General features: G+C 41.7%; 18 protein-coding genes and 6 tRNA genes. 16 read left to right on the top strand and 8 right to left on the bottom strand.

Translation table 11 applies throughout. From position 1 onward, the window contains the following. Positions 1 to 11: 11 nt before the first annotated feature. The 3 genes from M1F26_RS13920 to M1F26_RS13930 all read right to left on the bottom strand — a co-directional run bounded on the left by M1F26_RS13920 (position 12) and on the right by M1F26_RS13930 (position 2,572). A complete protein-coding gene (locus tag M1F26_RS13920; protein ID WP_004246976.1) occupies positions 12 to 530 on the bottom strand; it encodes an Hcp family type VI secretion system effector in 519 nt (172 codons plus the stop codon). A gap of 857 nt (positions 531 to 1,387) precedes the next feature. After that, a complete protein-coding gene (locus tag M1F26_RS13925; RefSeq protein ID WP_110591334.1) occupies positions 1,388 to 2,131 on the bottom strand; it encodes a type 2 GTP cyclohydrolase I in 744 nt (247 codons plus the stop codon). 234 nt (positions 2,132 to 2,365) lie between these two features. Continuing rightward, positions 2,366 to 2,572, bottom strand: coding sequence for a YbfA family protein (locus M1F26_RS13930; protein ID WP_036957942.1), 207 nt, complete (start codon positions 2,570 to 2,572; stop codon positions 2,366 to 2,368). Positions 2,573 to 3,024: 452 nt separating this feature from the next. Here M1F26_RS13930 and kdpF point away from each other — a divergent pair, with 452 nt between their 5' ends. The 7 genes from kdpF (at position 3,025) to M1F26_RS13960 (ending at position 11,391) form a co-directional block, all read left to right on the top strand. After that, on the top strand, positions 3,025 to 3,114 hold the full coding sequence (gene kdpF / locus M1F26_RS20015) for a K(+)-transporting ATPase subunit F (protein WP_071585860.1): 90 nt from the start codon (positions 3,025 to 3,027) through the stop codon (positions 3,112 to 3,114). A gap of 1 nt (position 3,115) precedes the next feature. Further along, positions 3,116 to 4,819, top strand: a complete 1,704-nt coding sequence (kdpA, locus tag M1F26_RS13935; protein ID WP_140172794.1) for a potassium-transporting ATPase subunit KdpA — start codon at positions 3,116 to 3,118, stop codon at positions 4,817 to 4,819. A gap of 13 nt (positions 4,820 to 4,832) precedes the next feature. Continuing rightward, positions 4,833 to 6,896, top strand: a complete 2,064-nt coding sequence (gene kdpB, locus M1F26_RS13940) for a potassium-transporting ATPase subunit KdpB (protein ID WP_140172795.1) — start codon at positions 4,833 to 4,835, stop codon at positions 6,894 to 6,896. Positions 6,897 to 6,906: 10 nt separating this feature from the next. Then, positions 6,907 to 7,500, top strand: coding sequence for a potassium-transporting ATPase subunit KdpC (kdpC, locus tag M1F26_RS13945; protein WP_140172796.1), 594 nt, complete (start codon positions 6,907 to 6,909; stop codon positions 7,498 to 7,500). A gap of 8 nt (positions 7,501 to 7,508) precedes the next feature. Further along, the gene (gene kdpD, locus M1F26_RS13950) at positions 7,509 to 10,196 is read left to right on the top strand and encodes a two-component system sensor histidine kinase KdpD (protein ID WP_140172797.1); all 2,688 of its coding nucleotides are present in this window, start codon (positions 7,509 to 7,511) and stop codon (positions 10,194 to 10,196) included. 16 nt (positions 10,197 to 10,212) lie between these two features. Then, a complete protein-coding gene (kdpE, locus tag M1F26_RS13955; protein ID WP_140172798.1) occupies positions 10,213 to 10,899 on the top strand; it encodes a two-component system response regulator KdpE in 687 nt (228 codons plus the stop codon). Between the two features lie 96 nt (positions 10,900 to 10,995). Continuing rightward, the gene (locus tag M1F26_RS13960) at positions 10,996 to 11,391 is read left to right on the top strand and encodes a DUF5329 family protein (protein ID WP_140172799.1); all 396 of its coding nucleotides are present in this window, start codon (positions 10,996 to 10,998) and stop codon (positions 11,389 to 11,391) included. 216 nt (positions 11,392 to 11,607) lie between these two features. Here M1F26_RS13960 and glnS read toward each other — a convergent pair whose 3' ends face one another. The 5 genes from glnS to nagE all read right to left on the bottom strand — a co-directional run bounded on the left by glnS (position 11,608) and on the right by nagE (position 17,925). Next, positions 11,608 to 13,275: a glutamine--tRNA ligase gene (gene glnS, locus M1F26_RS13965; protein ID WP_180359552.1), complete on the bottom strand. Its 1,668-nt coding sequence runs from the start codon at positions 13,273 to 13,275 to the stop codon at positions 11,608 to 11,610. A 168-nt stretch (positions 13,276 to 13,443) separates the two neighbouring features. Continuing rightward, positions 13,444 to 14,259, bottom strand: a complete 816-nt coding sequence (locus tag M1F26_RS13970) for a sulfite exporter TauE/SafE family protein (RefSeq protein WP_110732271.1) — start codon at positions 14,257 to 14,259, stop codon at positions 13,444 to 13,446. 211 nt (positions 14,260 to 14,470) lie between these two features. Further along, positions 14,471 to 15,280 carry a sel1 repeat family protein gene (locus M1F26_RS13975; RefSeq protein ID WP_237451598.1) on the bottom strand — a complete coding sequence of 270 codons (810 nt, stop codon included), beginning with the start codon at positions 15,278 to 15,280 and terminating at the stop codon, positions 14,471 to 14,473. 156 nt (positions 15,281 to 15,436) lie between these two features. Next, positions 15,437 to 15,691 carry a colicin E3-like toxin immunity protein gene (locus M1F26_RS13980; RefSeq protein WP_094961815.1) on the bottom strand — a complete coding sequence of 85 codons (255 nt, stop codon included), beginning with the start codon at positions 15,689 to 15,691 and terminating at the stop codon, positions 15,437 to 15,439. Between the two features lie 248 nt (positions 15,692 to 15,939). Beyond that, positions 15,940 to 17,925, bottom strand: coding sequence for an N-acetylglucosamine-specific PTS transporter subunit IIBC (gene nagE / locus M1F26_RS13985; RefSeq protein WP_318839323.1), 1,986 nt, complete (start codon positions 17,923 to 17,925; stop codon positions 15,940 to 15,942). A gap of 459 nt (positions 17,926 to 18,384) precedes the next feature. On the opposite strand from nagE, the gene nagB reads away from it, so the two are divergent. The 9 genes from nagB (at position 18,385) to M1F26_RS14030 (ending at position 22,624) form a co-directional block, all read left to right on the top strand. Continuing rightward, positions 18,385 to 19,188, top strand: coding sequence for a glucosamine-6-phosphate deaminase (gene nagB, locus M1F26_RS13990; RefSeq protein ID WP_004256954.1), 804 nt, complete (start codon positions 18,385 to 18,387; stop codon positions 19,186 to 19,188). 75 nt (positions 19,189 to 19,263) lie between these two features. Then, the gene (nagA, locus tag M1F26_RS13995) at positions 19,264 to 20,427 is read left to right on the top strand and encodes an N-acetylglucosamine-6-phosphate deacetylase (protein WP_140172801.1); all 1,164 of its coding nucleotides are present in this window, start codon (positions 19,264 to 19,266) and stop codon (positions 20,425 to 20,427) included. An 11-nt stretch (positions 20,428 to 20,438) separates the two neighbouring features. Continuing rightward, positions 20,439 to 21,662 (top strand): DNA-binding transcriptional regulator NagC, encoded by a 1,224-nt coding sequence (nagC, locus tag M1F26_RS14000; RefSeq protein ID WP_140172802.1) that lies wholly within the window; start codon positions 20,439 to 20,441, stop codon positions 21,660 to 21,662. Between the two features lie 369 nt (positions 21,663 to 22,031). Then, a tRNA-Met gene (locus M1F26_RS14005) sits at positions 22,032 to 22,108 on the top strand. 7 nt (positions 22,109 to 22,115) lie between these two features. Next, a tRNA-Leu gene (locus M1F26_RS14010) sits at positions 22,116 to 22,200 on the top strand. Between the two features lie 31 nt (positions 22,201 to 22,231). Continuing rightward, positions 22,232 to 22,306: transfer RNA gene (locus M1F26_RS14015), tRNA-Gln, on the top strand. Between the two features lie 31 nt (positions 22,307 to 22,337). Next, a tRNA-Gln gene (locus M1F26_RS14020) sits at positions 22,338 to 22,412 on the top strand. A gap of 50 nt (positions 22,413 to 22,462) precedes the next feature. Further along, positions 22,463 to 22,539, top strand: a tRNA-Met gene (locus M1F26_RS14025). Positions 22,540 to 22,549: 10 nt separating this feature from the next. Further along, a tRNA-Gln gene (locus tag M1F26_RS14030) sits at positions 22,550 to 22,624 on the top strand. Positions 22,625 to 22,754 lie beyond the last annotated feature (130 nt).

Here is a 22,754-nt window from a genome sequence, read left to right on the forward strand (position 1 = left end):
TAAATTCGAACTTACGCTTCGAGCGGCGCACGCCAGTCATCGGCACCGGATGTGCCTGCAACGGTGTGTTCCCAATCGATTTTGCGGTAAGACAGAGAGACTTCGATTAACTGCGTGAAATCCGCTTTTGCGGGGTCTTGGCAGTGCGGCATTTGGCAATCGATATTGACGATAGTCGCATCGGTTAACGTGGTAGTGAAGAAATGCTCTTGTTTACCTTCGACTGAGGTGCGGTACCATTTCAGTTCCACTTTCGGCAGCATTTCGCCAGACGCTAAGGCGTTATACAGCAGCGGAACGGCTTTATTTAACGCCACGGTGAAACGGAACGGCTTGTGCGCACGTTGGCCTGAAGGCTGGCCGGATTGTGGGTCTGTCGGTACAGTCACAACGTGAGAAAACTCTTGCACTAACATTTGGTCTTCATGACCTTGCACATAGATGTTACCCACTGAATCGGCAGTAAATGCACCGGCAGTGATGTTGCCTTGGGTTTTTCCTTCAATGGAAATATAACATGGAGTTGGCATAGCGATATCCTTTATCCAGAATGACAAATTGGGTTAGGTCGACATAATTATCGATTAATTTCCGTCATCTCAGCCAGTGCGCATGGTAAGATTTGAGTTAAGGATAATAAAAGCTTATGAATGGACTGTAAACCGGAGGGCCAGTTTGTATCTCTCTAGGATAAGTGACTTAGCGTAAACGGGTTGAAATATCGCTATATAACTCCAGAAAAACACCAAAAATGAATCATTATCGAATAATCATCGAGCAAAAAATAGACCAAACTGCGATAAGCCCAGTAAGTTCTAATGTACATAGAAATAAACTATGTAACCAAATATTTCAGCTTAAGAGGTTATCGCAACCACATGATTTAAAATAAATAAAATAGAGAATTTAAGCTCCTCTCTACTAGCCGTGAAATTATCAGCCTAATTTCATAGTGTATTTAACTACCCACTATGAAATTACAAGTGATTAATATCAATTAATTCGCTAACTAACTGTAAGTTTTACATTTTTACTGTGTGGTACATGAGCGGTACAATAATTTAGCAAGAAAGCACTATATTAAAGAATAATATTAAAAGAAAAACAGTGGGATACTTATCTAAGCTTATGATAAGTATCCCTCATATTGATAATACGTTCAAATATCAAACTAAATCTTAGGTACATACATATTAAGTGAAGACAACACCGCCACCGCTCGAATAAAACGAAAATTTAATTCTATAAATATATTATTAATCCATCTTCTATGCTTTTCAAATCACAGCTAGGCGGCAAGAGAGCGAAGCCCTAGGAGTATACATAAGTATGTGACTAGGGTTCGTGAATGCAGCCAACAACGCTGTGGTTTGAAAGGCGACGAAGATTAGGCCGGGTTATCGATATCGATAAACTCTGCATCTAACCCCTGCTCATCAACTAACCACTTAGTTAACGCTTTGATCCCATATCGCTCCGTTGCGTGATGCCCTGCACTGTAGAAATGGATACCCATTTCTCTTGCTATATGAATGGTTTGCTCGGAAACCTCCCCTGTTACAAAGGCATCTACGCCAAATTCTGCCGCTTGTAGGATGAAACCTTGCCCTCCTCCTGTACACCATGCAATTTGGCGAATTTCTTCTTTTGCATTATCACCACAATGAAGAACTTTACGGCCAAGACGAGTTTCTAAGCGAGACGTTAATTCTGAAGGTGTAATAGGTTGATCAAAAAAACCAAATGGCATTAATGGGTCGATTTGGCCGTTCACCTGCACCCCCATAATATAAGCAAGCTGGGTATTATTACCTAACTGGTGATGTGCATCTAATGGGAGGTGATAACCATACAGGTTTATATCATTCGCTAATAATGTTTTTAAGCGATTTCTCTTCATGCCTTTGATAATGGCTGGCTCATTTTTCCAAAAATAGCCATGATGAACAATGACGGCATCAGCTTTCTTTTCAACAGCAACATCCAGCAATGCTTGGCAAGCTGTCACCCCTGTGATGATTTTATGTACATGGGGCCGCCCTTCAACTTGCAATCCATTCGGTGCAAAATCTTGGAACTCACTAACTTTCAATTCTTCATTAATGATTTCTTCTAATCTTAAATTATGCATTATGTTGTCCTTTTTACTGCACAGCTAAACGGTTTATCCACCAGTTTGAACGTAATTGACTGATAATCAATAAGCATAAACGGAAACATAATTTTTTTCTGTGTTATTTAGAACAAATCGAGGGCATTAATCGAGAAAAACCCAAGTGGATAGTAAATGCAAGTAAGAAAATAAAAAAACAAAACCCCCACAATTCAACATTGTAGGGGTTATTACTCGCCATTAAGTACTAAATTAGCGGTGACTTTCCAGCGTTGTCTCTGAACGTTCTAGCCAAACCGGTTTATCACTGGTTTTTGCCCAAACTTTATGTAAATGGCTATAAAACTTTGCTCTTTTTGGATAAAAAACCATAACCGGAAACGCAATAATGCCAGCTGTTACAGCAGCAGTGCGGCGTGCAAGTACCTGATTACGGGAATATTCGCGATATGTGGACATCGGTATCCTCCTTCAGTTGCCACTTTATTTGTCGATTCCAGCTTTGCTCTACCATTCCCCATTAACACACATTTCCCATTAACACAGTAGTAAAGAGCGACTAAAACCGAACAGATAATATGAAATATCTTGACTGTAGATAGGATATCGCAAATTGTGTAATAAAACTACTCATCTGACCACTTAATGTGTAAATTTTTCTAAAAAATCTGTTCATTCCGTATTTTTATTACATTTTTTAACCAATAAATGTTTTATTGGTATATTTAAATTACAATTATTTAACAAATAAATTAATAAAACCACACGCCACTTTCTCTATTAAGCACTCTCTTCTTGCTCGATAAATAACCATTTTTATACTTTTTTTACATCCTACCCGTGATTTTTATCAGCTTCTTTACAACGAACTCTTTAGCCTTATCTCATGGAAATAATAAGGAGAAAATACTGTGTCATTACTTTCCATTATTGGGGCAGTTCTCGTTGTTTTACTGCTGGCGTATCTGATTTATGCCCTGCTTAACGCGGAGGATTTCTGATATGACTACCACTACATTGCTATTTTTAGGTAGTTTTTTACTGATCTTATTCATCTTAGCAAAACCTTTAGGTAACGGTATTGCTCGGCTAATCGACAATGATATACCTCGTCGGTTAGCAAGCAGTGAGTCCTTACTTTGGCGCCTTGCTGGAGTCAAACAACCAGGGCGTGAAATGGCTGAGATGAATTGGCGACAATATGCCTTAGCAATTGTATTATTTAATCTTTTAGGCTTTGTTTTATTATTCGTTATTTTAATCTGCCAAGGCCGTTTGCCCCTTAACCCTCAACACTTTGAAGGGATGAGCTGGGACTTAGCCTTTAATACCGCGGTTAGTTTTGTTACTAATACTAACTGGCAAGCCTATAGCGGCGAAAATACATTAAGCTATTTAAGCCAAATGGCAGGGCTGACTGTACAAAACTTTCTTTCCGCAGCGACAGGACTTGCTGTGGCCTTCGCAATTATTCGTGCTTTTTCACACCATGGCAGTAAAACTGTCGGTAATGCGTGGTTAGATATTTACCGCATTACTGTGTATTTGCTCTTCCCTTTAGCGATTATTTTTGCGCTATTTTTTGTCAGCCAAGGTGTGATCCAAAATTTTTCCAATTATTTACTTATTCATCCTTTAGATAGCAGTGAACAGCTATTACCGATGGGGCCAGTTGCGTCCCAAGAAGCGATAAAATTGCTCGGCACAAATGGTGGCGGGTTCTTCGGCTCTAATTCATCGCACCCTTTTGAAAATCCAACTGCACTGAGTAATTTTGTGCAAATGTTAGCGATTTTCCTAATCCCTACTGCACTTTGCTTTGCCTTTGGTCGTGTAGTTGGTAACAACAAACAAGGCCATACCTTACTCTGGGTTATGGGGATCATTTTTGTGGTTGCTGCCATAGTCGTAGTTAAAGCGGAATATGTGGGAAACCCATTTTTAGCCGAACTGCATGCCACTAGCTCTGCCAATATGGAAGGAAAAGAGAGTCGTTTTGGGATTGTCGGCTCCGCTTTGTTTGCCGTCGTCACCACCGCAGCCTCTTGTGGAGCGGTTAACGCCATGCATGACTCCTTTACTGCAATGGGTGGAATGGTGCCGATGTGGTTAATGCAAATTGGTGAAGTGGTATTTGGCGGTGTCGGTTCCGGTTTATACGGCATGTTGCTATTTGTATTACTCGCAGTCTTCCTTGCTGGTCTCATGATTGGCCGTACACCTGAATACCTGGGTAAAAAAATTGAAGTGCGTGAAATGAAAATGGTCGCACTGGCGATTTTAGTCACCCCAACCTTAGTGCTACTTGGTACAACTATTTCATTAATGACCGAAGCTGGGCGTGCAGGGATTTTAAATCCAGGCGCGCATGGGTTTAGTGAAGTGCTATATGCCTTTTCTTCTGCCGCCAATAATAATGGTAGCGCTTTTGCAGGGCTCAGCACGAATACGCCGTTCTACAATGTGCTACTTGCAATAGCCATGTTTATCGGTCGCTTTGGTGTCATTCTTCCTGTTTTAGCGATCGCGGGTTCTATGGCCAATAAAAAACCACAAGCCCAAAGCCACGCCACTTTACCCACAACAGGCCCTTTATTCATTGGGTTACTGATTTTCACTGTGCTTCTCATTGGTGCCCTAACCTTTGTACCAGCCCTTGCTTTAGGTCCAATTGCTGAACAATTACACATTGGTTTTGCGGGATGATGAGGAGGAAAATATGAACAATAAAAATATTAAATTATTCGATAATAAGCTAATCAAACAATCTATTTTTGAATCTATCAAGAAATGTACACCACAAGCACAATGGCGTAACCCTGTGATGTTTGTAGTTTTTATTGGCAGTATTATCACCACGTTTCTCTGGTTAGCCATGGTAATGGATTACACACAAGGCAGTGCTTGGTTCAGTGGAATGATCACACTTTGGCTATGGTTTACGGTTATTTTCGCTAACTTTGCGGAAGCGCTCGCTGAAGGACGAAGCAAAGCACAAGCCCAAAGCTTAAAAGGTGTTAAACAACAAAGCAGTGCAACACGTTTAGCTTCCCCCTCACTGGAGGCAAGTCAAGAAATAGTGAGTTCAGACCAGTTACGTAAAGGTGATATTGTGTTGATCCGCGCTGGAGAAACCATTCCTTGTGACGGTGAAGTCATCGAAGGTGGTGCTTCGGTGGATGAAAGCGCAATCACAGGGGAATCCGCCCCCGTGATCCGCGAATCTGGTGGTGATTTCTCTTCAGTGACAGGCGGAACTCGCGTACTTTCCGATTGGCTGATAGTCGAGTGTACCGTCAATCCCGGTGAAACCTTCTTAGATAGAATGATTTCCATGGTTGAAGGCGCACAACGCCGTAAAACCCCCAATGAAATCGCGCTCACTATTTTATTAACTGCACTGACTATTATCTTTGTGTTAGTTTGTGCCACCTTGTACCCATTCACCGTTTTTGCCGCAGAGCATGCAGGCGCAGGCAGTGCCGTTTCTATTTTAGTGTTAATAGCGTTATTAGTGTGCTTAATTCCAACAACCATCGGTGGCTTACTTTCATCTATTGGTGTGGCTGGGATGAGCCGCATGCTAGGAGCAAATGTAATTGCCACCAGCGGCCGTGCTGTAGAGGCAGCAGGTGATGTCGACGTTCTATTACTTGATAAAACGGGGACCATTACACTGGGAAACCGCCAAGCCTCTGAATTTTTACCGCTAACAGGTATTACAGAGCAGCAACTGGCGGATGCCGCACAACTATCGTCTTTAGCGGATGAAACCCCAGAAGGACGCAGTATTGTGGTCTTGGCAAAACAAAAATTTAATTTACGTGAAAGAGATATTCATGCCCTGAATGCAACTTTTGTTCCTTTCTCCGCAATGACACGTATGAGTGGTGTCAATATTGGCGAGCGAATGATCCGCAAGGGCTCTGCGGATGCCATCCGCCGTTATATCGAAGCCAATCACAGTAAATTTCCTGTCGAAGCGGATCAACTGGTCGAAAAAGTGGCCCATTTAGGCGGAACGCCACTTGTGGTGGTTGATAATAAAACGGTTTTAGGTGTCGTTGCATTAAAAGATATCGTCAAAGGGGGTATGAAAGAACGCTTCGCCCAAATGCGTAGTATGGGCATCAAAACCGTGATGATCACGGGGGATAACCACTTAACAGCCGCCGCAATTGCAGCCGAAGCAGGTGTCGATGATTTCCTTGCAGAGGCCACTCCTGAAGCCAAACTCGCGTTGATCCGCCAATATCAATCTGAAGGTCGCTTAGTTGCTATGACCGGTGACGGCACCAACGATGCGCCAGCACTCGCGCAAGCGGATGTCGCAGTCGCAATGAACTCAGGTACCCAAGCCGCAAAAGAAGCCGGTAACATGGTGGATTTAGACTCCAACCCAACCAAGCTGATTGAAGTGGTGCACATTGGTAAACAGATGCTGATGACCCGAGGCTCATTAACTACCTTCAGTATTGCCAATGATATTGCTAAATATTTTGCCATTATCCCTGCGGCTTTTGCCGTGACGTGGCCACAATTAAATGCATTAAATATTATGCAATTACATTCACCTGCGTCCGCTATCCTTTCTGCGGTCATCTTCAACGCATTGATTATTATCTTCTTGATCCCTTTAGCCATTAAAGGTGTCCATTATCGCCCAATGAGTTCCCAATCATTATTGCAACGTAATTTAGGCATATATGGCTTAGGCGGGTTAATTGTGCCATTTGTTGGGATCAAACTGATTGATCTGCTTATTAGTCTCTTTGGAATATAAGGAATTGATTATGAATATGATCCGTTCGTCGATGATTATGTTATTTATACTCACCATTTTTACAGGTATTGCTTACCCATTAATGGTAACTGGTCTCGCTAACATCTTTTTTCCATGGCAGGCTCACGGCTCTCTACTTATGCAAGATGAACGTACTGTTGGCTCAGCCTTGATCGGGCAAAATGTGGATGACGCCCGCTATTTTCACGGTCGCCCCTCCTCAACTATTGATAGCCCCTACAATACATTAGCTTCTGGTGGAAGTAATTTAGCGGTCAGCAACCCGTTATTACAACAAACGATGATTGAGCGTAACGAACAACTGCGCGCAGCAAACCCCGATGCAGATAACGCCACCCCAGTGGATTTACTCACGGCGTCTGCCAGTGGCTTAGACCCCAATATTTCCGTTGATGCCGCGTTGTACCAAACGCCACGCATTGCAAAAAGCAGGCAAATTCCTTTGGATGCGGTAAAATCATTGATAGAAACGCATACTGAACAAGCACTGTTACCCTTTTTAGGCGAACCGGTCATTAATGTGCTAAAACTGAACCTAGCACTTGATGAATATCAACAACAAATAAACAGTCAAACTCACTAGGGGCTGTGATGGACAATCAAGAACCTATTCGCCCTAACCCTGATGAACTCTTGGTCAAAGCCAATGACATTGGGCGTGGCAAATTAAAGATTTTTTTCGGTGCCTGTGCTGGTGTTGGAAAAACGTATGCCATGCTGCAAGAAGCGCAAAGGCTTAGAGCCCAAGGGCTAGATGTGCTGATTGGCGTAGTAGAAACCCATGAAAGAGAAGAAACGGCCGCGCTACTTGACGGCCTTTCTCTGTTGCCACCTAGGCGCATAACTCATCACGGTCGCCGCCTAAATGGTTTCGATATTGACGCAGCAATTGCTAGGCATCCAGCCATAATTTTAATGGATGAATTGGCATTTAGTAACCCCCATGGCAGCCGCCACCCTAAACGTTGGCAAGATGTCGAAGAACTCCTTGATGCCGGAATTGACGTACTGACAACCATCAACGTTCAACACATTGAAAGCCTGAATGACATCGTGGGAAGTATTACAGGTATTCGCGTACGTGAAACAGTTCCAGATCATATTTTTGATGCAGCTGATGAGGTGGTATTAGTTGATCTTCCTCCTGACGACCTACGACAACGCCTTAAAGAAGGCAAAGTGTATATACCGGGGCAAGCCGAACGCGCTATTGAGCATTTTTTCCGCAAAGGAAACTTAATTGCACTGCGTGAGCTGGCTCTTCGGCGTACTGCTGACCGGGTTGATGACCAGATGCGTGAATTTCGTGATGGTAAAGGCCAAGCCCCCGTATGGCACACTCGCGATGGGCTCTTGCTATGCATTGGCCATAATACCGGAAATGAAAAATTAGTCCGTACTGCCGCACGACTTGCTGCAAAATTCGGTAGTGTCTGGCATGCTGTTTATGTTGAAACTCCCTCACTTCATCAGCTACCTGAAACCCAGCGTAGAGCTATCTTAAAAGCGTTGCGTCTTGCTCAAGACTTAGGTGCAGAAACAGCAACTTTATCCGACCCTTCGGAAGAAAAAGCGATATTACGTTATGCCCGAGAACATAATTTAGGGAAGATATTGATTGGTCGGCGTAATAAAGTAAACAAATGGTTTAAGCTCAATTTACGTCCCGGTTTTGCCGATCGTCTTGGTAAGCTCGGCCCTGATCTGGATTTAGTGATCGTCGCACTTGAAGAGAAAAGTGAGTGGGACAAAGAACCAGAAAGAAAGCCGTTCTCTGAAAAATGGCGATCGGATATGAATGGCTATTTAATGGCTATTGTGATGTGTGCTGCTATCACCTTATTTTCGCGCACCTTTTTATTGGCTCTCGATAAAGCCAACCTCGTGACACTCTATCTATTAGGTGTCGTGTTAATCGCATTATTTTATGGCCGACGCCCCTCTGTCTTCGCCGCCTTGGTTAACGTGATCAGTTTTGACCTGTTCTTTGTTCAACCCCATTTCTCCCTTGCTATCATGGATATGCAATATTTAGTCACGTTTACAGTGATGCTAATTGTGGGGGTTGTTGTGGGGAATTTAACTGCAGGTATGCGCTACCAAGCTCGTATCGCTCGGTATCGAGAGCAGCGAACACGTCACCTATATGAAATGACAAAAGAATTAGGACAAGCTATCACGACTGATGATATTGGGAGAACTGGGTACCATTTCCTTAATAATGCATTTCAAGCCAAAAGCTGCTTACTGCTCCCCGATGAAAACGACCAGTTATCACCATTAAAATGTGAAGGCCACAGTGAAATGCTGATTGATAAAGCCATTGCTAAATGGTGTTTTGATAAGCGGCAACCCGCCGGTGCTGGTACGGATACACTACCAAGCGTTCCCTATCAATTGCAACCTATCATCACTGCCGATCAAACCCTTGCCGTTCTTGCCATTGAACCAAGAAACATGCGCCAGTTATTGATCCCAGAACAGCAACGCATGCTGCAAACCTTTACAGGACTGATTGCGAGTGCTCTTGCACGTCTGCAGCTGACAAAACAAGCTGAATCAGCCAAATTAGATATTGAACGAGAACAACTAAGAAACTCCTTACTTGCCGCACTGTCTCATGACCTAAAAACACCGCTCACCGTTTTATTCGGCCAAACCGAAATCTTAATGTTGAATTTGTCTGCGGAAAAATCACCACTAACAGAACAAGTGAACCAAATGCGCCAGCAAGTACTTAGCACTTCGCGCTTGGTGAATAATTTACTGGATATGGCTCGCTTACAATCTGGCAGTATTCAGCCCAATTTAGCGTGGGAATCACTGCAAGAAATTACCAGTAGTGCTGTTAGAACCTTAGATTACACCTTACACAGCCATCCTTTAGAAATTGATATTCCAGCAGACTTACTACTTTATTGTGATGCTAACTTGATTGAACGGGTGCTAATCAACCTATTAGAAAATGCCGTAAAATACAGTCATGACGATACCCCGATTGGTATTCGAGCTACAGTTGAAGGGCAAAAAATTCATATTGAAATATGGGATGCCAGCAATGCGATTCCAAACGGACAAGAAAAAACCATTTTTGATAAATTTTCTCGGGCGCAAAAAGAGTCCGCAATTCCAGGAGTTGGCTTAGGGCTCGCCATTTGTCGTGCTATTATTCAGTTACATGAAGGCGAAATTTGGGCGCAAAATAATAATAAAGGTGGAGCGAGTTTCCATTTTGTCTTACCTTTAAAGCAACTACCTGATATCGAAGTAGAAACATAAAAGGATTAACAATATTGTGAGTACTAGCCATCAAATTCTGGTTGTTGAAGATGAAAAAGAAATCCGCCGCTTTGTTCGTTTAGCGCTGGAAGGTGAAGGCTGGAAGGTATTTGAGGCGGAAAATTACCAACGCGGCCTCATTGAATCCGGTACGCGACAACCTGATTTATTGATTTTAGACCTTGGCTTGCCCGATGGTGATGGGCTTGATTTAATTCGTGACCTACGCCAGTGGAGCAGTATTCCGATTATTGTTTTATCCGCTCGCGAAGAAGAATCACAGAAAGTGGCTGCATTGGATGCAGGCGCTGATGACTACCTCACAAAACCCTTTGGGATTAGCGAATTACTGGCTCGTGTTAGGGTTGCTTTACGGCGTTTCGGCAAATCCACCCAAGAAAACTCAAAATGCCAGTTTGGGGATATCACTATCGATTTTATTAATCGAATTGTTACCAAGCAAGGTGAAGAGCTCCACCTTACCCCGATTGAGTTCCGTTTACTCAGTGAACTCGTGGCTAATAGCGGTAAAGTATTAACTCAACGGCATTTATTACTGCAAGTTTGGGGGCCTAATTATGTGGAACATAATCATTACTTACGCATCTATATGGGCCACCTACGGCAAAAATTGGAAAATGACCCTGCTCGCCCTATTCACTTATTAACCGAAACAGGGATTGGTTATCGGTTTATGCCCTAATGGATTACCATTCATTGAATTCTAGGAATCTTACCGATAGTTTAAATTAAAAGGCTGCCTATAATTTACTCACCTTTTTTCTATGGAGAGAAATTCGTGCAGTCACTCACAGCCCAACTATCAAACCGTTTTTCATCTGCTTTAGTACTTTTTTTAAGCGTTTTTGTTACCACCCAAGCACTTGCGCTAAGCCCTGAAGAAAAAGTTCGTACTGAATCATTACTAGCAGAGCTTGGTAAGCAACAGAACCTTACTTTTACTCGTAACGGAACTGAACATTCTGCTGCCGACGCAGAATCTCACTTACGTTTAAAACTACGTAAAACAGAAAAACGTCTCAAAACTACAGAACAATTTATTGATAATGTTGCCTCAAAATCGTCCATTACTGGCGAAGAGTACCAAGTCAAAGATGCTCAAGGTAATGTGACTTCCGCGAATGAATATCTGCATGAATTATTAAAAGAAAAAGTGGATAGCAAATCCAAATAGGTTCTTCAGATTTTGTAGGCTTTGTAGATTACTATAAAAAACGCTGACATTTATTTGTCAGCGTTTTTTGTGCTAATACTCGATCTGGCCCCTAAATAATTTGTACCACAGGTAGGCGGCAAATTAAGTTATCCCGTGAGCATACATAAGTATGTGACTCGAGTAACTTAATGAAGCCAACACCCCTGTGGTGCAAAGTATGACGGGGACATCAAATTAAGAATTTTCGAGTTTCGCCCAAGTATCACGTAACCCCACAGTACGATTAAACACTAAATGATCTTCGCTGCTTAAACGGCTGTCAGCACAGAAATACCCTTCACGCTCAAACTGATACGCTTTTTCTGCCACGGCATTTTTCAGGCTCGGCTCAACAAAACCTTGACGAATAACCAGTGAATCTGGATTGATAACCGATAAGAAATCGTCTTCTGCACCTGGGTTTGGCACAGTGAATAAACGGTCATACAGACGAATTTCTGCAGGCAAGGCATGCGCTACGCTAACCCAATGAATAACGCCTTTCACTTTACGGCCATCTGCTGGGTCTTTATTCAGTGTGCCTGCATCATAAGTACAGTAAATGGTTGTAATATTACCATCCGCATCTTTTTCAACACGCTCTGCTTTAATGATGTATGCATTACGCAAACGAACTTCTTTGCCTAATACTAAACGCTTATATTGGCGATTTGCTTCTTCACGGAAGTCCGCACGGTCAATATAAATTTCGTTACTAAATGGCACTTGGCGCGTTCCCATCTCCGGTTTATTTGGATGGTTTGGCGCTGTTAAAATCTCTTCACCAGCAGGCATGTTTTCAATGACAACACGAACTGGGTCGATAACCGCCATAGCACGTGGTGCTGACTCATTCAGATCATCACGAATACAGGACTCTAAAGAGGCCATTTCAACGTTGTTGTCTTGTTTTGTCACACCAATACGTTGGCAAAATTCACGAATAGAGGCTGCAGTATAACCACGACGACGCAAACCTGAAATGGTTAACATCCGTGGGTCATCCCAACCATTTACGTGTTTTTCGGTCACTAATTGGTTCAGTTTACGCTTAGACATCACCGTATATTCCAGATTCAGACGAGAAAACTCATACTGACGAGGGTGACAGTCAATCGTGATATTATCTAAAACCCAATCATATAAACGGCGATTGTCTTGGAATTCTAAGGTACATAAAGAGTGAGTAATGCCTTCTAATGCATCAGAAATACAATGCGTGAAGTCATACATTGGATAAATACACCATTTGTTGCCAGATTGGTGATGTTCCGCAAATTTAATACGATATAAAACTGGGTCGCGCATCACCATAAATGGGGATGCCATATCGATTTTCGCACGTAAACACGCTTTTCCTTCTTCGAAGCCACCCGCACGCATTTTTTCGAATAATGCTAAGTTGTCTTCAATTAGGCGCTCACGGTATGGGCTATTTTTACCGGGCTCTTTGAGTGTCCCACGATATTCGCGAATTTCGTCTGGGCTGAGCTCATCAACGTAAGCTAAGCCTTTTTTGATCAACTCGATCGCGTATTGATACAAGGTATCAAAGTAGTCAGAGGAATAACGAACATCGCCGCTCCACTCAAAACCAAGCCATTTAACGTCTTCTTGAATCGAGTTAACGTATTCGACATCTTCTTTTACAGGATTTGTATCATCAAAACGTAAGTTACATTGGCCCTGATAATCCTTGGCAATGCCAAAATTCAAGCAGATTGATTTCGCATGACCAATATGTAAATAGCCATTCGGTTCAGGTGGAAAACGCGTATGCACTGACGTGTGTTTTCCAGTCGCCAGATCTTCATCTATGATCTGACGGATAAAATTTGTTGGGCGAGCATCTGCCTCATTCATTGTCATCATTCCTCAATGCCAAAAGCGCGCAAAAGCGTATAGTAATTAAATATATTCTACCATAATCAATCAGGAAACAACCGTTTGATTGCGCCAAGTGCAGCAAAAGCGATGATCAGAAGGAATTTAGGACAAAAACCTCATTTTTGCCTACCGAAATACGCGATTTTAAACCAGTAACATAACAGCTAAAACCACGAGTAACAGTAGTGGATAACTTTGGGCATGACGTTTATCGCTAAGGTAAGGCATTAATAAAGAAGCAAAACGTATCCCTAGCCACGATGTCACAATTAAAATTAATGCCCCTTTGATATAGATCATCCCCAGAAAGCCCGATCCGAGGTCAATGTGTTTATCAATAGCGAAATAAAAATAGGTTAATGTACCCGTGATCGCCATTGGTAATGTCAATGGATTCGCAAAGGCAGCGGCTTGGATCATACTGGCACCACGGCGCCGCATTAATGGAACAGTCATCACACTGCCACCAACACCTAAAAATGCCGCTACCGCGCCAATCACCACACCAATCGGAGTATCTGCAAAAATACCACCACGAGAGAGTTGTATCCCCGTAGATTCTGTCTTCATAAAACCGGGACGAATAAAACAATCTAAAATAGTGATGATGAGATAGCCAATAAATATCCAACGAATTAATGCATTATCTACCGATAACGCCACAATCGCCCCAAATATCCCCCCCACTGAAATAGGGATAATAAATGGCTTTATAATTGGCCAGCTGAGATTTCCTTTTAAATAATGAGCGCGACTTGATAATGTTGATGAAAAAATCATCACGCAAGTGGATGTTGCCACCGCGATTTGCATCGCCACAGTTCCTGCATCGCTTTGTGGCCCCCATACTAAGGTAATTAGCGCATATAACAGTGGAACGGTGATAAAGCCGCCACCAAAACCAAATAGTGCGGTGGTGATCCCCGAAATAAAGCCAAATAAGCACAGAAGCAGTTCCACAGAAAATTCCTCATCAGTCATTGAGAAAATATCTTATCGATGAAAAAAGCCCCTTGCTTATGCAGATTTGACAACCTTGTTTGAGATTTCGCCAATGTTATTAATAAATGCAATTTTTTAATACGAAAAATAGAGTGTTTTTTACACTCTATTTTTAACGTATTATTCATAACTACCTTTCATACTAGTCATAAAATAAAATTTTGGTAAATTAACCAATCGCATCTTTCTCTTTCTGATTTCCTCTATGTTTTTTTAAGTACGCTTCTATTTTCTTTTCTACTTTATCATTACATTCTTTTACCCAGATACGGTTATTAGGGTTTTGTTGCTTACATTTATCACCTTCATTTGATATTTTGAGTAAATCAACATATGTATCAAAATTCTTGAGGTAATATGCATCTTGCCCCTTTGGGTTATCTCTTGCGGCCATTTCTAAATAGTATTTAGCTTTATTAAAGTCCTGAGGGATCCCGCCGAGTCCATGTAAATAAATCGTCGAAAGATTTTTTCCTGCTACAATTACCTTATTACCATGAAGGTGGTAAGCTCGTTCATAATATGAAATTGCTTCTAACATATTTTTTTTCGAGCCTTCATTACCATGCTGATGGTTTACCCCTGTAAATAACAGAGCTAACCCATTATTAGAATTAATTTCTAATACTCTCTTCAAAAAGAAATTTGCCAGTGCACACTCTTCTTTTGCAGCTTTCACATTATGTAAATGCTTAAAATCGGTGCAACCAATTCTGAAAAAAGAAAATAAGGCATAATTATCATCTTCATTATTGTTTTTTAATGCCCGATGATATAACTCAACCACTTGTTGTTGGTTTTTGGGATAAGGAACTCGCTTAGGTAGGTCTGGATCATAACGAAGTTCTGTTTCATTATATTCAATGGTATATAGACGATCCCTCACAGTTGGAATTAAAGGAGGATTTATATTTCCCCCCCAAGTTGGAGTCCCGATAATGAACGCTCCTATAACGATAAACCATGAAATCAACCTCACGAAATTTCTCCTAAATCATAAGCCGAGAGTGAAGTTATAAGTATTTCACTAATTCAGTAATATTACATATTTCTTATGTTTTTGTTTTAGATAAATATTAATTTGTATAAAACAAGTAAATTAAATTATTTACTAATAATTTATAAATATAGATAATTACCATTCATCTCGATAATCGAATGAAACTTGATAATCATATTTACTAAATTCAATGTTATGTTTTATATGATTTTGAAGATTAGAAACCCAGTCAGAAACCATATCAAAACAACCATTATTAATAATATTTTCCTCGGGATTAATGGTTTCCTCTATAATGCTATCATCATCGCCTAGATCTAGAGAATACTCTTCCCCAACATATTCCTCTGTTTGTTTATCAAACCAAACCAAATGAATTTTTAATCCCATTTCTTTCTCCTTATAGATACTTTTTTTATAATTATTTTAGGCGCTTTAATTTTAATTATTCGCGTATTTTAGAAAAAACACCTCCCCACAAAGCTAACAATTAATTATATTTTCTTTATACACTAGACTCAATTGATACTGATTATCATTATTTGTTATACCTTGAATGATTATCTTTTTCTTATTTAACCACCATAAAAAAGGGTGGCCTAAGCCACCCTCTTACTAACTTATAATATTAAACTGAACTATTTCAGAACATTATAAATAACCGTTTCGCCTGCTTTTACTTCACCGTCAACTAAAATCTCGACGCCAGCAAAGTCATCGATATTACTGATGATAACTGGGCTAATCATTGATTTAGCATTGGCTTCAAAGAACGCAAGGTCTAGGTTCAGTATTGGTGTGCCAGCGGTTACTTCAGCTCCTTCTTCCACTAAACGTGCACAACCTTCGCCTTTCAGTGCAACAGTATCAATACCCATATGAACAATGAGTTCGACACCGTTTTCTGTTTCAAGGCAGAATGCGTGGTTAGTTTCAAAAATTTTCACCACCGTACCTGATGCCGGCGCTAACACTTCGCTGCTTGTTGGTTTGATGGCAATACCATCGCCCACAATGCGGCTAGAAAACGCTTCATCTGGCACATCGTCAAGGGAGAACACTTGGCCGCTGACTGGCGCAACCAGAGATAAAATCACATTGCCCTTTGCTTTTGTAGGCTCTGCGGCTTTTTTCTCTTCTGCTACTGCAACTGGTGCAGAACCGGCAATAGGGCCTTTTGCAATTACTTCAGTCATTGCTTTTGCGACCAATTCAGCACGTGTACCGACAATCACTTGCACATTTTGTTTGCTTAAGCGGATAACACCTGAAGCGCCTAAACGTTTAGTCATCGCATCGTTAACAACCGCGGAATCTTTAACGCCTAAACGTAAACGTGTAATACAGGCATCAATACTGACGATATTTTCACTACCACCAACCGCTGCAACATATTGGCGAGCTTCTTTTTGAATATCGCTGTCACTGTTATCGGCAGGGCTAATGCTTTCGTCATAACCATCAATCGTTTCATCACCTGCGCTCTCTTCACGGCCTGGTGTTAACAGGTTGAATTTACGGATCATAAAACGGAAAATGACATAGTAAATGCAGAAGAAGACTAAGCCTTGAACAATCAACATATACCACTGAACGGCTAATGGGTTACGTGATTGCAATAACATATCGACTAAACCTGCGCTGAAACCGAACCCTGAAATCCATTCCATTGTTGCTGCGATATAAACCGAAATACCTGTTAACAATGCGTGGATCACATACAGAATCGGAGCCACGAACATGAATGAGAATTCAAGTGGTTCAGTGATACCGGTGAAGAATGCCGCAAACGCACCGGCAATCATAATACCAGCCACTTTGGCTTTATTTTCCGGGCGAGCGCAGTGGTAAATTGCTAATGCCGCACCTGGCAAACCAAACATCATGATTGGGAAGAAACCAGCTTGGTAACGACCAGTGATACCCACTGTCGCCAGACCTGCTTCAATAGACTTAGCACCGCCTAAGAAGTTTGGAATATCATTGATTCCTGCAACGTCAAACCAGAACACCGAATTGAGTGCGTGATGCAGACCTACAGGAATTAATAAACGGTTGAAGAAGGCGTAAATACCCGCACCCACAGAACCTAAGTCTTTAATGCTTTCACCGAAAGAGACTAAACCGTTGTAAACCACCGGCCAGACATACATCAGTATGAAGGCTAAGATGATCATTAAGAACGAGGTCAAAATCGGTACGAGACGACGGCCACTAAAGAAAGACAACGCTTTGGGTAGCTCTACGCCACTATAACGGTTGTACAATTCAGCTGATAGAACCCCAACTAAGATACCCACGAACTGGTTATTAATTTTACCGAATGCCGCAGGAACGCTTTCCAGCGGAACATTCATGATCATGGAATAAGATGCAGGCGAACACAGTGTTGTCACCACTAAAAAGCCGACAAAACCGGTCAGTGCAGCCGCACCGTCCTTATCTTTTGACATCCCATAAGCAACACCAATAGCAAATAGCACGGACATATTATCAATAATAGCCGCACCCGATTTAATCAGTAACGCCGCGATTGCACTATTGGCTCCCCAACCATCTGGGTCAATCCAATAGCCAATCCCCATCAGGATTGCTGCGGCTGGTAGTACAGCAACTGGCACCATAAGTGCCCTACCAATCCGCTGTAAGTAGCTAAGAATATTCACAAACTCCCCCTTTATCGCCCTATTTTTGCCCCATTTACGGGATCTTATTGTTCACACACCTAAATCATAATTTAGGTTATTGAGAGTATCAATTTCATAGTCTAAATTAATTGTTTCGCGATGCAAAATAAATAGGTTCGATTTGTGATAAATGTCAACGAAAGAGTTACCGATATGACTAAATTACTAGCTATTATCGAAAACTTATTTTATGATTAAAAATAACTTATTTATGTTATTAACCTGTATATTCTCAGCGCGTTTAAAATGCAGGTGTAGCCGTTAAAACGGCACTGTGTACCAACACCAGCGCGTAATAAATTTGTAGTATAACGAGTATTCCTATATCTAATGAATAACATCAGGGATACATATATACATGAAAGATTTCACAGACTTATTAGAGGTAATTGAGACATGAGGCTAATTCCACTTAACAATGCGCATGATGTCGGCATTTGGTCCGCACAGTATATTGCTGACAAAATTAACGCATTCAACCCAACTGCTGATCGCCCTTTCGTTCTTGGGTTACCAACAGGCGGCACTCCTCTTGCCACTTATAAGGCATTGATTGCTTTATATAACGCAGGAAAAGTCAGTTTTAAGCATGTGGTAACATTTAATATGGATGAGTATATTGGTATTCCCGCTAATCATCCTCAAAGCTATCACACATTTATGCATGATAATTTCTTTAACCACATCGACATTCAAGCGCAAAATATCAATTTACTGAATGGTAATGCCCCTGATGTTGATGCGGAATGCCAACGTTATGAAGATAAAATTAAATCTTACGGCAAAATTAATTTATTTATGGGCGGCGTAGGTAACGACGGTCACATTGCTTTTAATGAACCCGGTTCTTCATTGAACTCTCGTACCCGCATTAAGACATTAACACCAGAAACGCGCCAAGCTAACTCACGTTTCTTTGATAATGATATCAATCAAGTACCAAAATTCGCTTTAACTGTGGGTGTAGCCACGTTAATGGATGCTGAAGAGTTAATGGTACTCGCTACGGGTGCGAATAAAGCGAACGCAGTTCATGCAGCAGTTGAAGGTTCAATTAACCATATGTGGACAGTGAGTTGCGTGCAAATGCACCCAAAAGCACTGGTCGTTTGTGATGAACCAGCAACACTCGAATTAAAAGTTAAAACACTTAAATATTTCAAACAGCTAGAATCTGAAATTATTGAAAAGTTTAACTAAGATTATGTTTATCAATCACCCGGTCAGCGAAGGCTGATCGGTGACCCACCTTCCAGAGGTCAGGAGTTTTAAGCCATGTATGCATTAACAAATTGCATTATTTATACAGGTCATGAAAGACTGGATAACCATGCGGTCGTCATTGATGGTGAAATCATCAAAGATGTTTGTCCTGTCTCTGAATTACCTTCCCATATTCCACTGCATGACCTACAAGGTGCAATCTTATCCGCTGGGCTTATTGACCTGCAAGTCAACGGCTGTGGTGGTGTCCAATTCAATGATAATAAAGAAAATGTCACATTGAAGAATTTGGATATCATGCAAAAAGCCAATGAGCGTACAGGGTGCACCAGTTACCTGCCAACGCTGATTACTTGCTCTGACGAATTAATGAAACATGGTATTGAGGTCATGACAGAGTACTTAAAAGACCACAAGAACCAAGCTCTAGGACTTCATTTAGAAGGCCCATATATTAATGTTATCAAAAAAGGTACGCATAACCCTGAATTTATCCGCCAACCATCCGCGCAGATGATTGATTATTTAGCCGCTCATGCAGACGCTATCACTAAAATTACTTTAGCGCCTGAAATGGTAGAACTTGATTACATTCACCAATTGAAAGATTCCGGCATTGTTATTTCTGCTGGACATTCAAATGCGACGTATGAAGAAGCCAAACTGGGTTTTAAAGCCGGAATTCGCTTTTCAACGCACCTTTTTAACGCCATGCCATATATTTCAGGCCGTGGCCCAGGTTTAGTTGGCGCTATTTATGACACTCCTGAAGTATATGCGGGAATTATCGCTGATGGCTTGCATGTCCAGTGGGCAAACATTCGTAATAGCAAACACTTAAAAGGTGATAAATTAATTTTAGTGACTGATGCCACAGCGCCCGCAGGAATAGATCCTCAAACTGGTGAAATGGATCATTTTATCTTCGCAGGTAAAACCATATACTACCGCGATGGATTATGTGTAGATGAAAATGGCACACTCAGCGGCTCATCACTCACAATGATAGAAGCAGTGAGAAACAGTGTAGAGTACGTGGGTATCCCATTAGATGAAACACTGAGAATGGCAACGCTCTACCCCGCAAGAGCCATCGGAGTTGATGAGACCATAGGGTCTATTGCTCCGGGTAAAATTGCGAATTTAACCGCGTTTAACCACGACTTCGACGTCCTTGCAACCTATGTTAACGGAGCAGAAGTCTACAAAAAATGAGTAACTAGCTAATGAATCAAAGCCACTCGCTGAAGCAAATTGGTAATATTGATCTCGTCAAACAACTAAATAGCGCTGTCGTCTATAGTTTAATTGACCAACATGGCCCGATATCAAGAATTCAAATCGCGGAGCAAAGCCAACTTGCCCCAGCCAGTGTGACTAAAATCACTCGCCAGTTACTCGAACGTGGTTTAATTAAAGAAGTTGACCAACAGGCCTCCACTGGGGGCCGTCGTGCTATATCTATTGTTTCTGAGCACAAAAATTTTCATACGATTGGCGTCCGCTTAGGCCGCTATGATGCCACCATCGCCTTATACGACTTAGGTGGCAAAATGATTGTCGATGCTCATTACCCTATCACAGAGCCCTCTCAGCAAGCGGTTGAACAAAAACTGATTGCCGCCCTTGAAGACTTTATCGAACACAATCAGAAACGCTTAAAAGAGTTGATCGCGATTTCTATTATTCTCCCTGGGTTAGTTAACCCAAACAGTGGTATTGTCTACTACATGCCGCATATCAAGGTCGATAATTGGCATCTCATCGACAACTTGCAAGCACACTTTAAAATTACCTGTTATGCAGGGCACGATATTCGCAGCCTAGCCCTCGCTGAGAGCTATTTTGGTGCAACTCGTGATTGCGAAGACTCACTGCTCGTTCGCATCCACAGAGGCGCAGGGGCAGGCTTAGTCATCAATAAAGAGATATTGCTCAACCATCGAGGTAACCTAGGGGAAATCGGCCATATCCAAGTTGACCCCCTTGGCGAACTTTGCCACTGTGGTAATTTTGGTTGTTTAGAAACCATTGCCTCAAACCAAGCGATTGAAGCCCGCGTAAAACAGCGTTTAGAACAAGGCTATTCAAGTTCCCTTACATTGGAAACTTGTACGATTTCCCATATTTGCCAAGCTGCTAATAAGGGAGACCCACTTGCTACGGAAGTTATCCAGCACGTTGGTCGGCAAATCGGTAAAGCGATTGCTATCTCTATAAACTTATTTAACCCTGAAAAAGTCGTTATTGCAGGGGATATCACGGAAGCAGAACAAATTCTGATACCCGCGATTCAAAGCTGTATTGACACACAAGCCTTAAAAGGATTTAGGGAAAATCTTCCCATCGTCACATCGCAGTTGGTTCATAATTCGGCAATAGGCGCTTTCGCACTCACTAAACGTGCGATGCTTAATGGTGAATTATTACAAAAATTGTTTGAAAGCTAATTTTTGGCGTTATTTTCTTTAAAGCAGGTTGAGATACCTGCTTTTTTATTAGCTATAAACTGAATGCTTCGTTTCATGAGTCATTTTTAAAACACTTCACACTCTTTCAGCTATCCTCCTCTTACAAATTCTTAGACTCTTTCGATGTTTTATTTCGCGTCATCACCAAATTACATTTATCTAGCAGGTAAGACAAAAGTAATTTTTTTCAAATATGGGCTTGTTTTTTGCTGGCTTTATCGACAAAATGATTATTCATCAAACAAACAGACACATTTTCTGAAAAATAGTGCAAAAAGCTGTTGACTGTCGTGTCTGTAATTAGCATAATGCGCCCCGCAACGCCGACGAAGGTAATGCAAAAAAGATGGCTATGTAGCTCAGCTGGTTAGAGCACAACACTCATAATGTTGGGGTCACAGGTTCGAATCCCGTCATAGCCACCATTATTTTGCGGGAGTGGCGAAATTGGTAGACGCACCAGATTTAGGTTCTGGCGCCGCAAGGTGTGCAAGTTCAAGTCTTGTCTCCCGCACCATTTTCCTTCTCGGTAGCATTGAATTTAAGATTGGGGTATCGCCAAGCGGTAAGGCACCAGGTTTTGATCCTGGCATTCCCAGGTTCGAATCCTGGTACCCCAGCCATCTTAAAACAATCAATAGTAGAATTCCCGGATGGGGTATCGCCAAGCGGTAAGGCACCAGGTTTTGATCCTGGCATTCCCAGGTTCGAATCCTGGTACCCCAGCCATCTACTATCCTACCTATAGTTGCACAATTCATTCTAAAGAAATCATATATGGCTATGTAGCTCAGTTGGTTAGAGCACAACACTCATAATGTTGGGGTCACAGGTTCGAATCCCGTCGTAGCTACCATTTCTTTTGTTGGGGTATCGCCAAGCGGTAAGGCACCAGGTTTTGATCCTGGCATTCCCAGGTTCGAATCCTGGTACCCCAGCCATTCTCTTTTCAACATCGCTTAAATTAACTCCCTGTTCTATCTTACTATGCTTAGGCAGTCTTAATTTTACTTATCGATTTTATTGATAAATTAAATAAAAAGTAACAAATTAGCAGATAACTCCATTTTT

The sequence above is a fragment of the Providencia sp. PROV048 genome (assembly GCF_033688165.1).
Taxonomy (GTDB): Bacteria; Pseudomonadota; Gammaproteobacteria; order Enterobacterales; family Enterobacteriaceae; genus Providencia; species Providencia hangzhouensis.

Bases quoted from the DNA above. Each gene is read 5' to 3' on its own strand.
- M1F26_RS13925 (WP_110591334.1), bottom strand. From the start codon at position 2,131: ATGCATAATTTAAGATTAGAAGAAATCATTAATGAAGAATTGAAAGTT.
- kdpA (WP_140172794.1), top strand. From the start codon at position 3,116: ATGACTACCACTACATTGCTATTTTTAGGTAGTTTTTTACTGATCTTA.
- nagB (WP_004256954.1), top strand. From the start codon at position 18,385: ATGAGGCTAATTCCACTTAACAATGCGCATGATGTCGGCATTTGGTCC.
- nagE (WP_318839323.1), bottom strand. From the start codon at position 17,925: ATGGTGCCAGTTGCTGTACTACCAGCCGCAGCAATCCTGATGGGGATT.
- glnS (WP_180359552.1), bottom strand. From the start codon at position 13,275: ATGAATGAGGCAGATGCTCGCCCAACAAATTTTATCCGTCAGATCATA.
- nagC (WP_140172802.1), top strand. From the start codon at position 20,439: ATGAATCAAAGCCACTCGCTGAAGCAAATTGGTAATATTGATCTCGTC.
- M1F26_RS13980 (WP_094961815.1), bottom strand. From the start codon at position 15,691: ATGGGATTAAAAATTCATTTGGTTTGGTTTGATAAACAAACAGAGGAA.
- M1F26_RS13920 (WP_004246976.1), bottom strand. From the start codon at position 530: ATGCCAACTCCATGTTATATTTCCATTGAAGGAAAAACCCAAGGCAAC.
- kdpD (WP_140172797.1), top strand. From the start codon at position 7,509: ATGGACAATCAAGAACCTATTCGCCCTAACCCTGATGAACTCTTGGTC.
- kdpB (WP_140172795.1), top strand. From the start codon at position 4,833: ATGAACAATAAAAATATTAAATTATTCGATAATAAGCTAATCAAACAA.
- nagA (WP_140172801.1), top strand. From the start codon at position 19,264: ATGTATGCATTAACAAATTGCATTATTTATACAGGTCATGAAAGACTG.
- M1F26_RS13930 (WP_036957942.1), bottom strand. From the start codon at position 2,572: ATGTCCACATATCGCGAATATTCCCGTAATCAGGTACTTGCACGCCGC.
- kdpC (WP_140172796.1), top strand. From the start codon at position 6,907: ATGAATATGATCCGTTCGTCGATGATTATGTTATTTATACTCACCATT.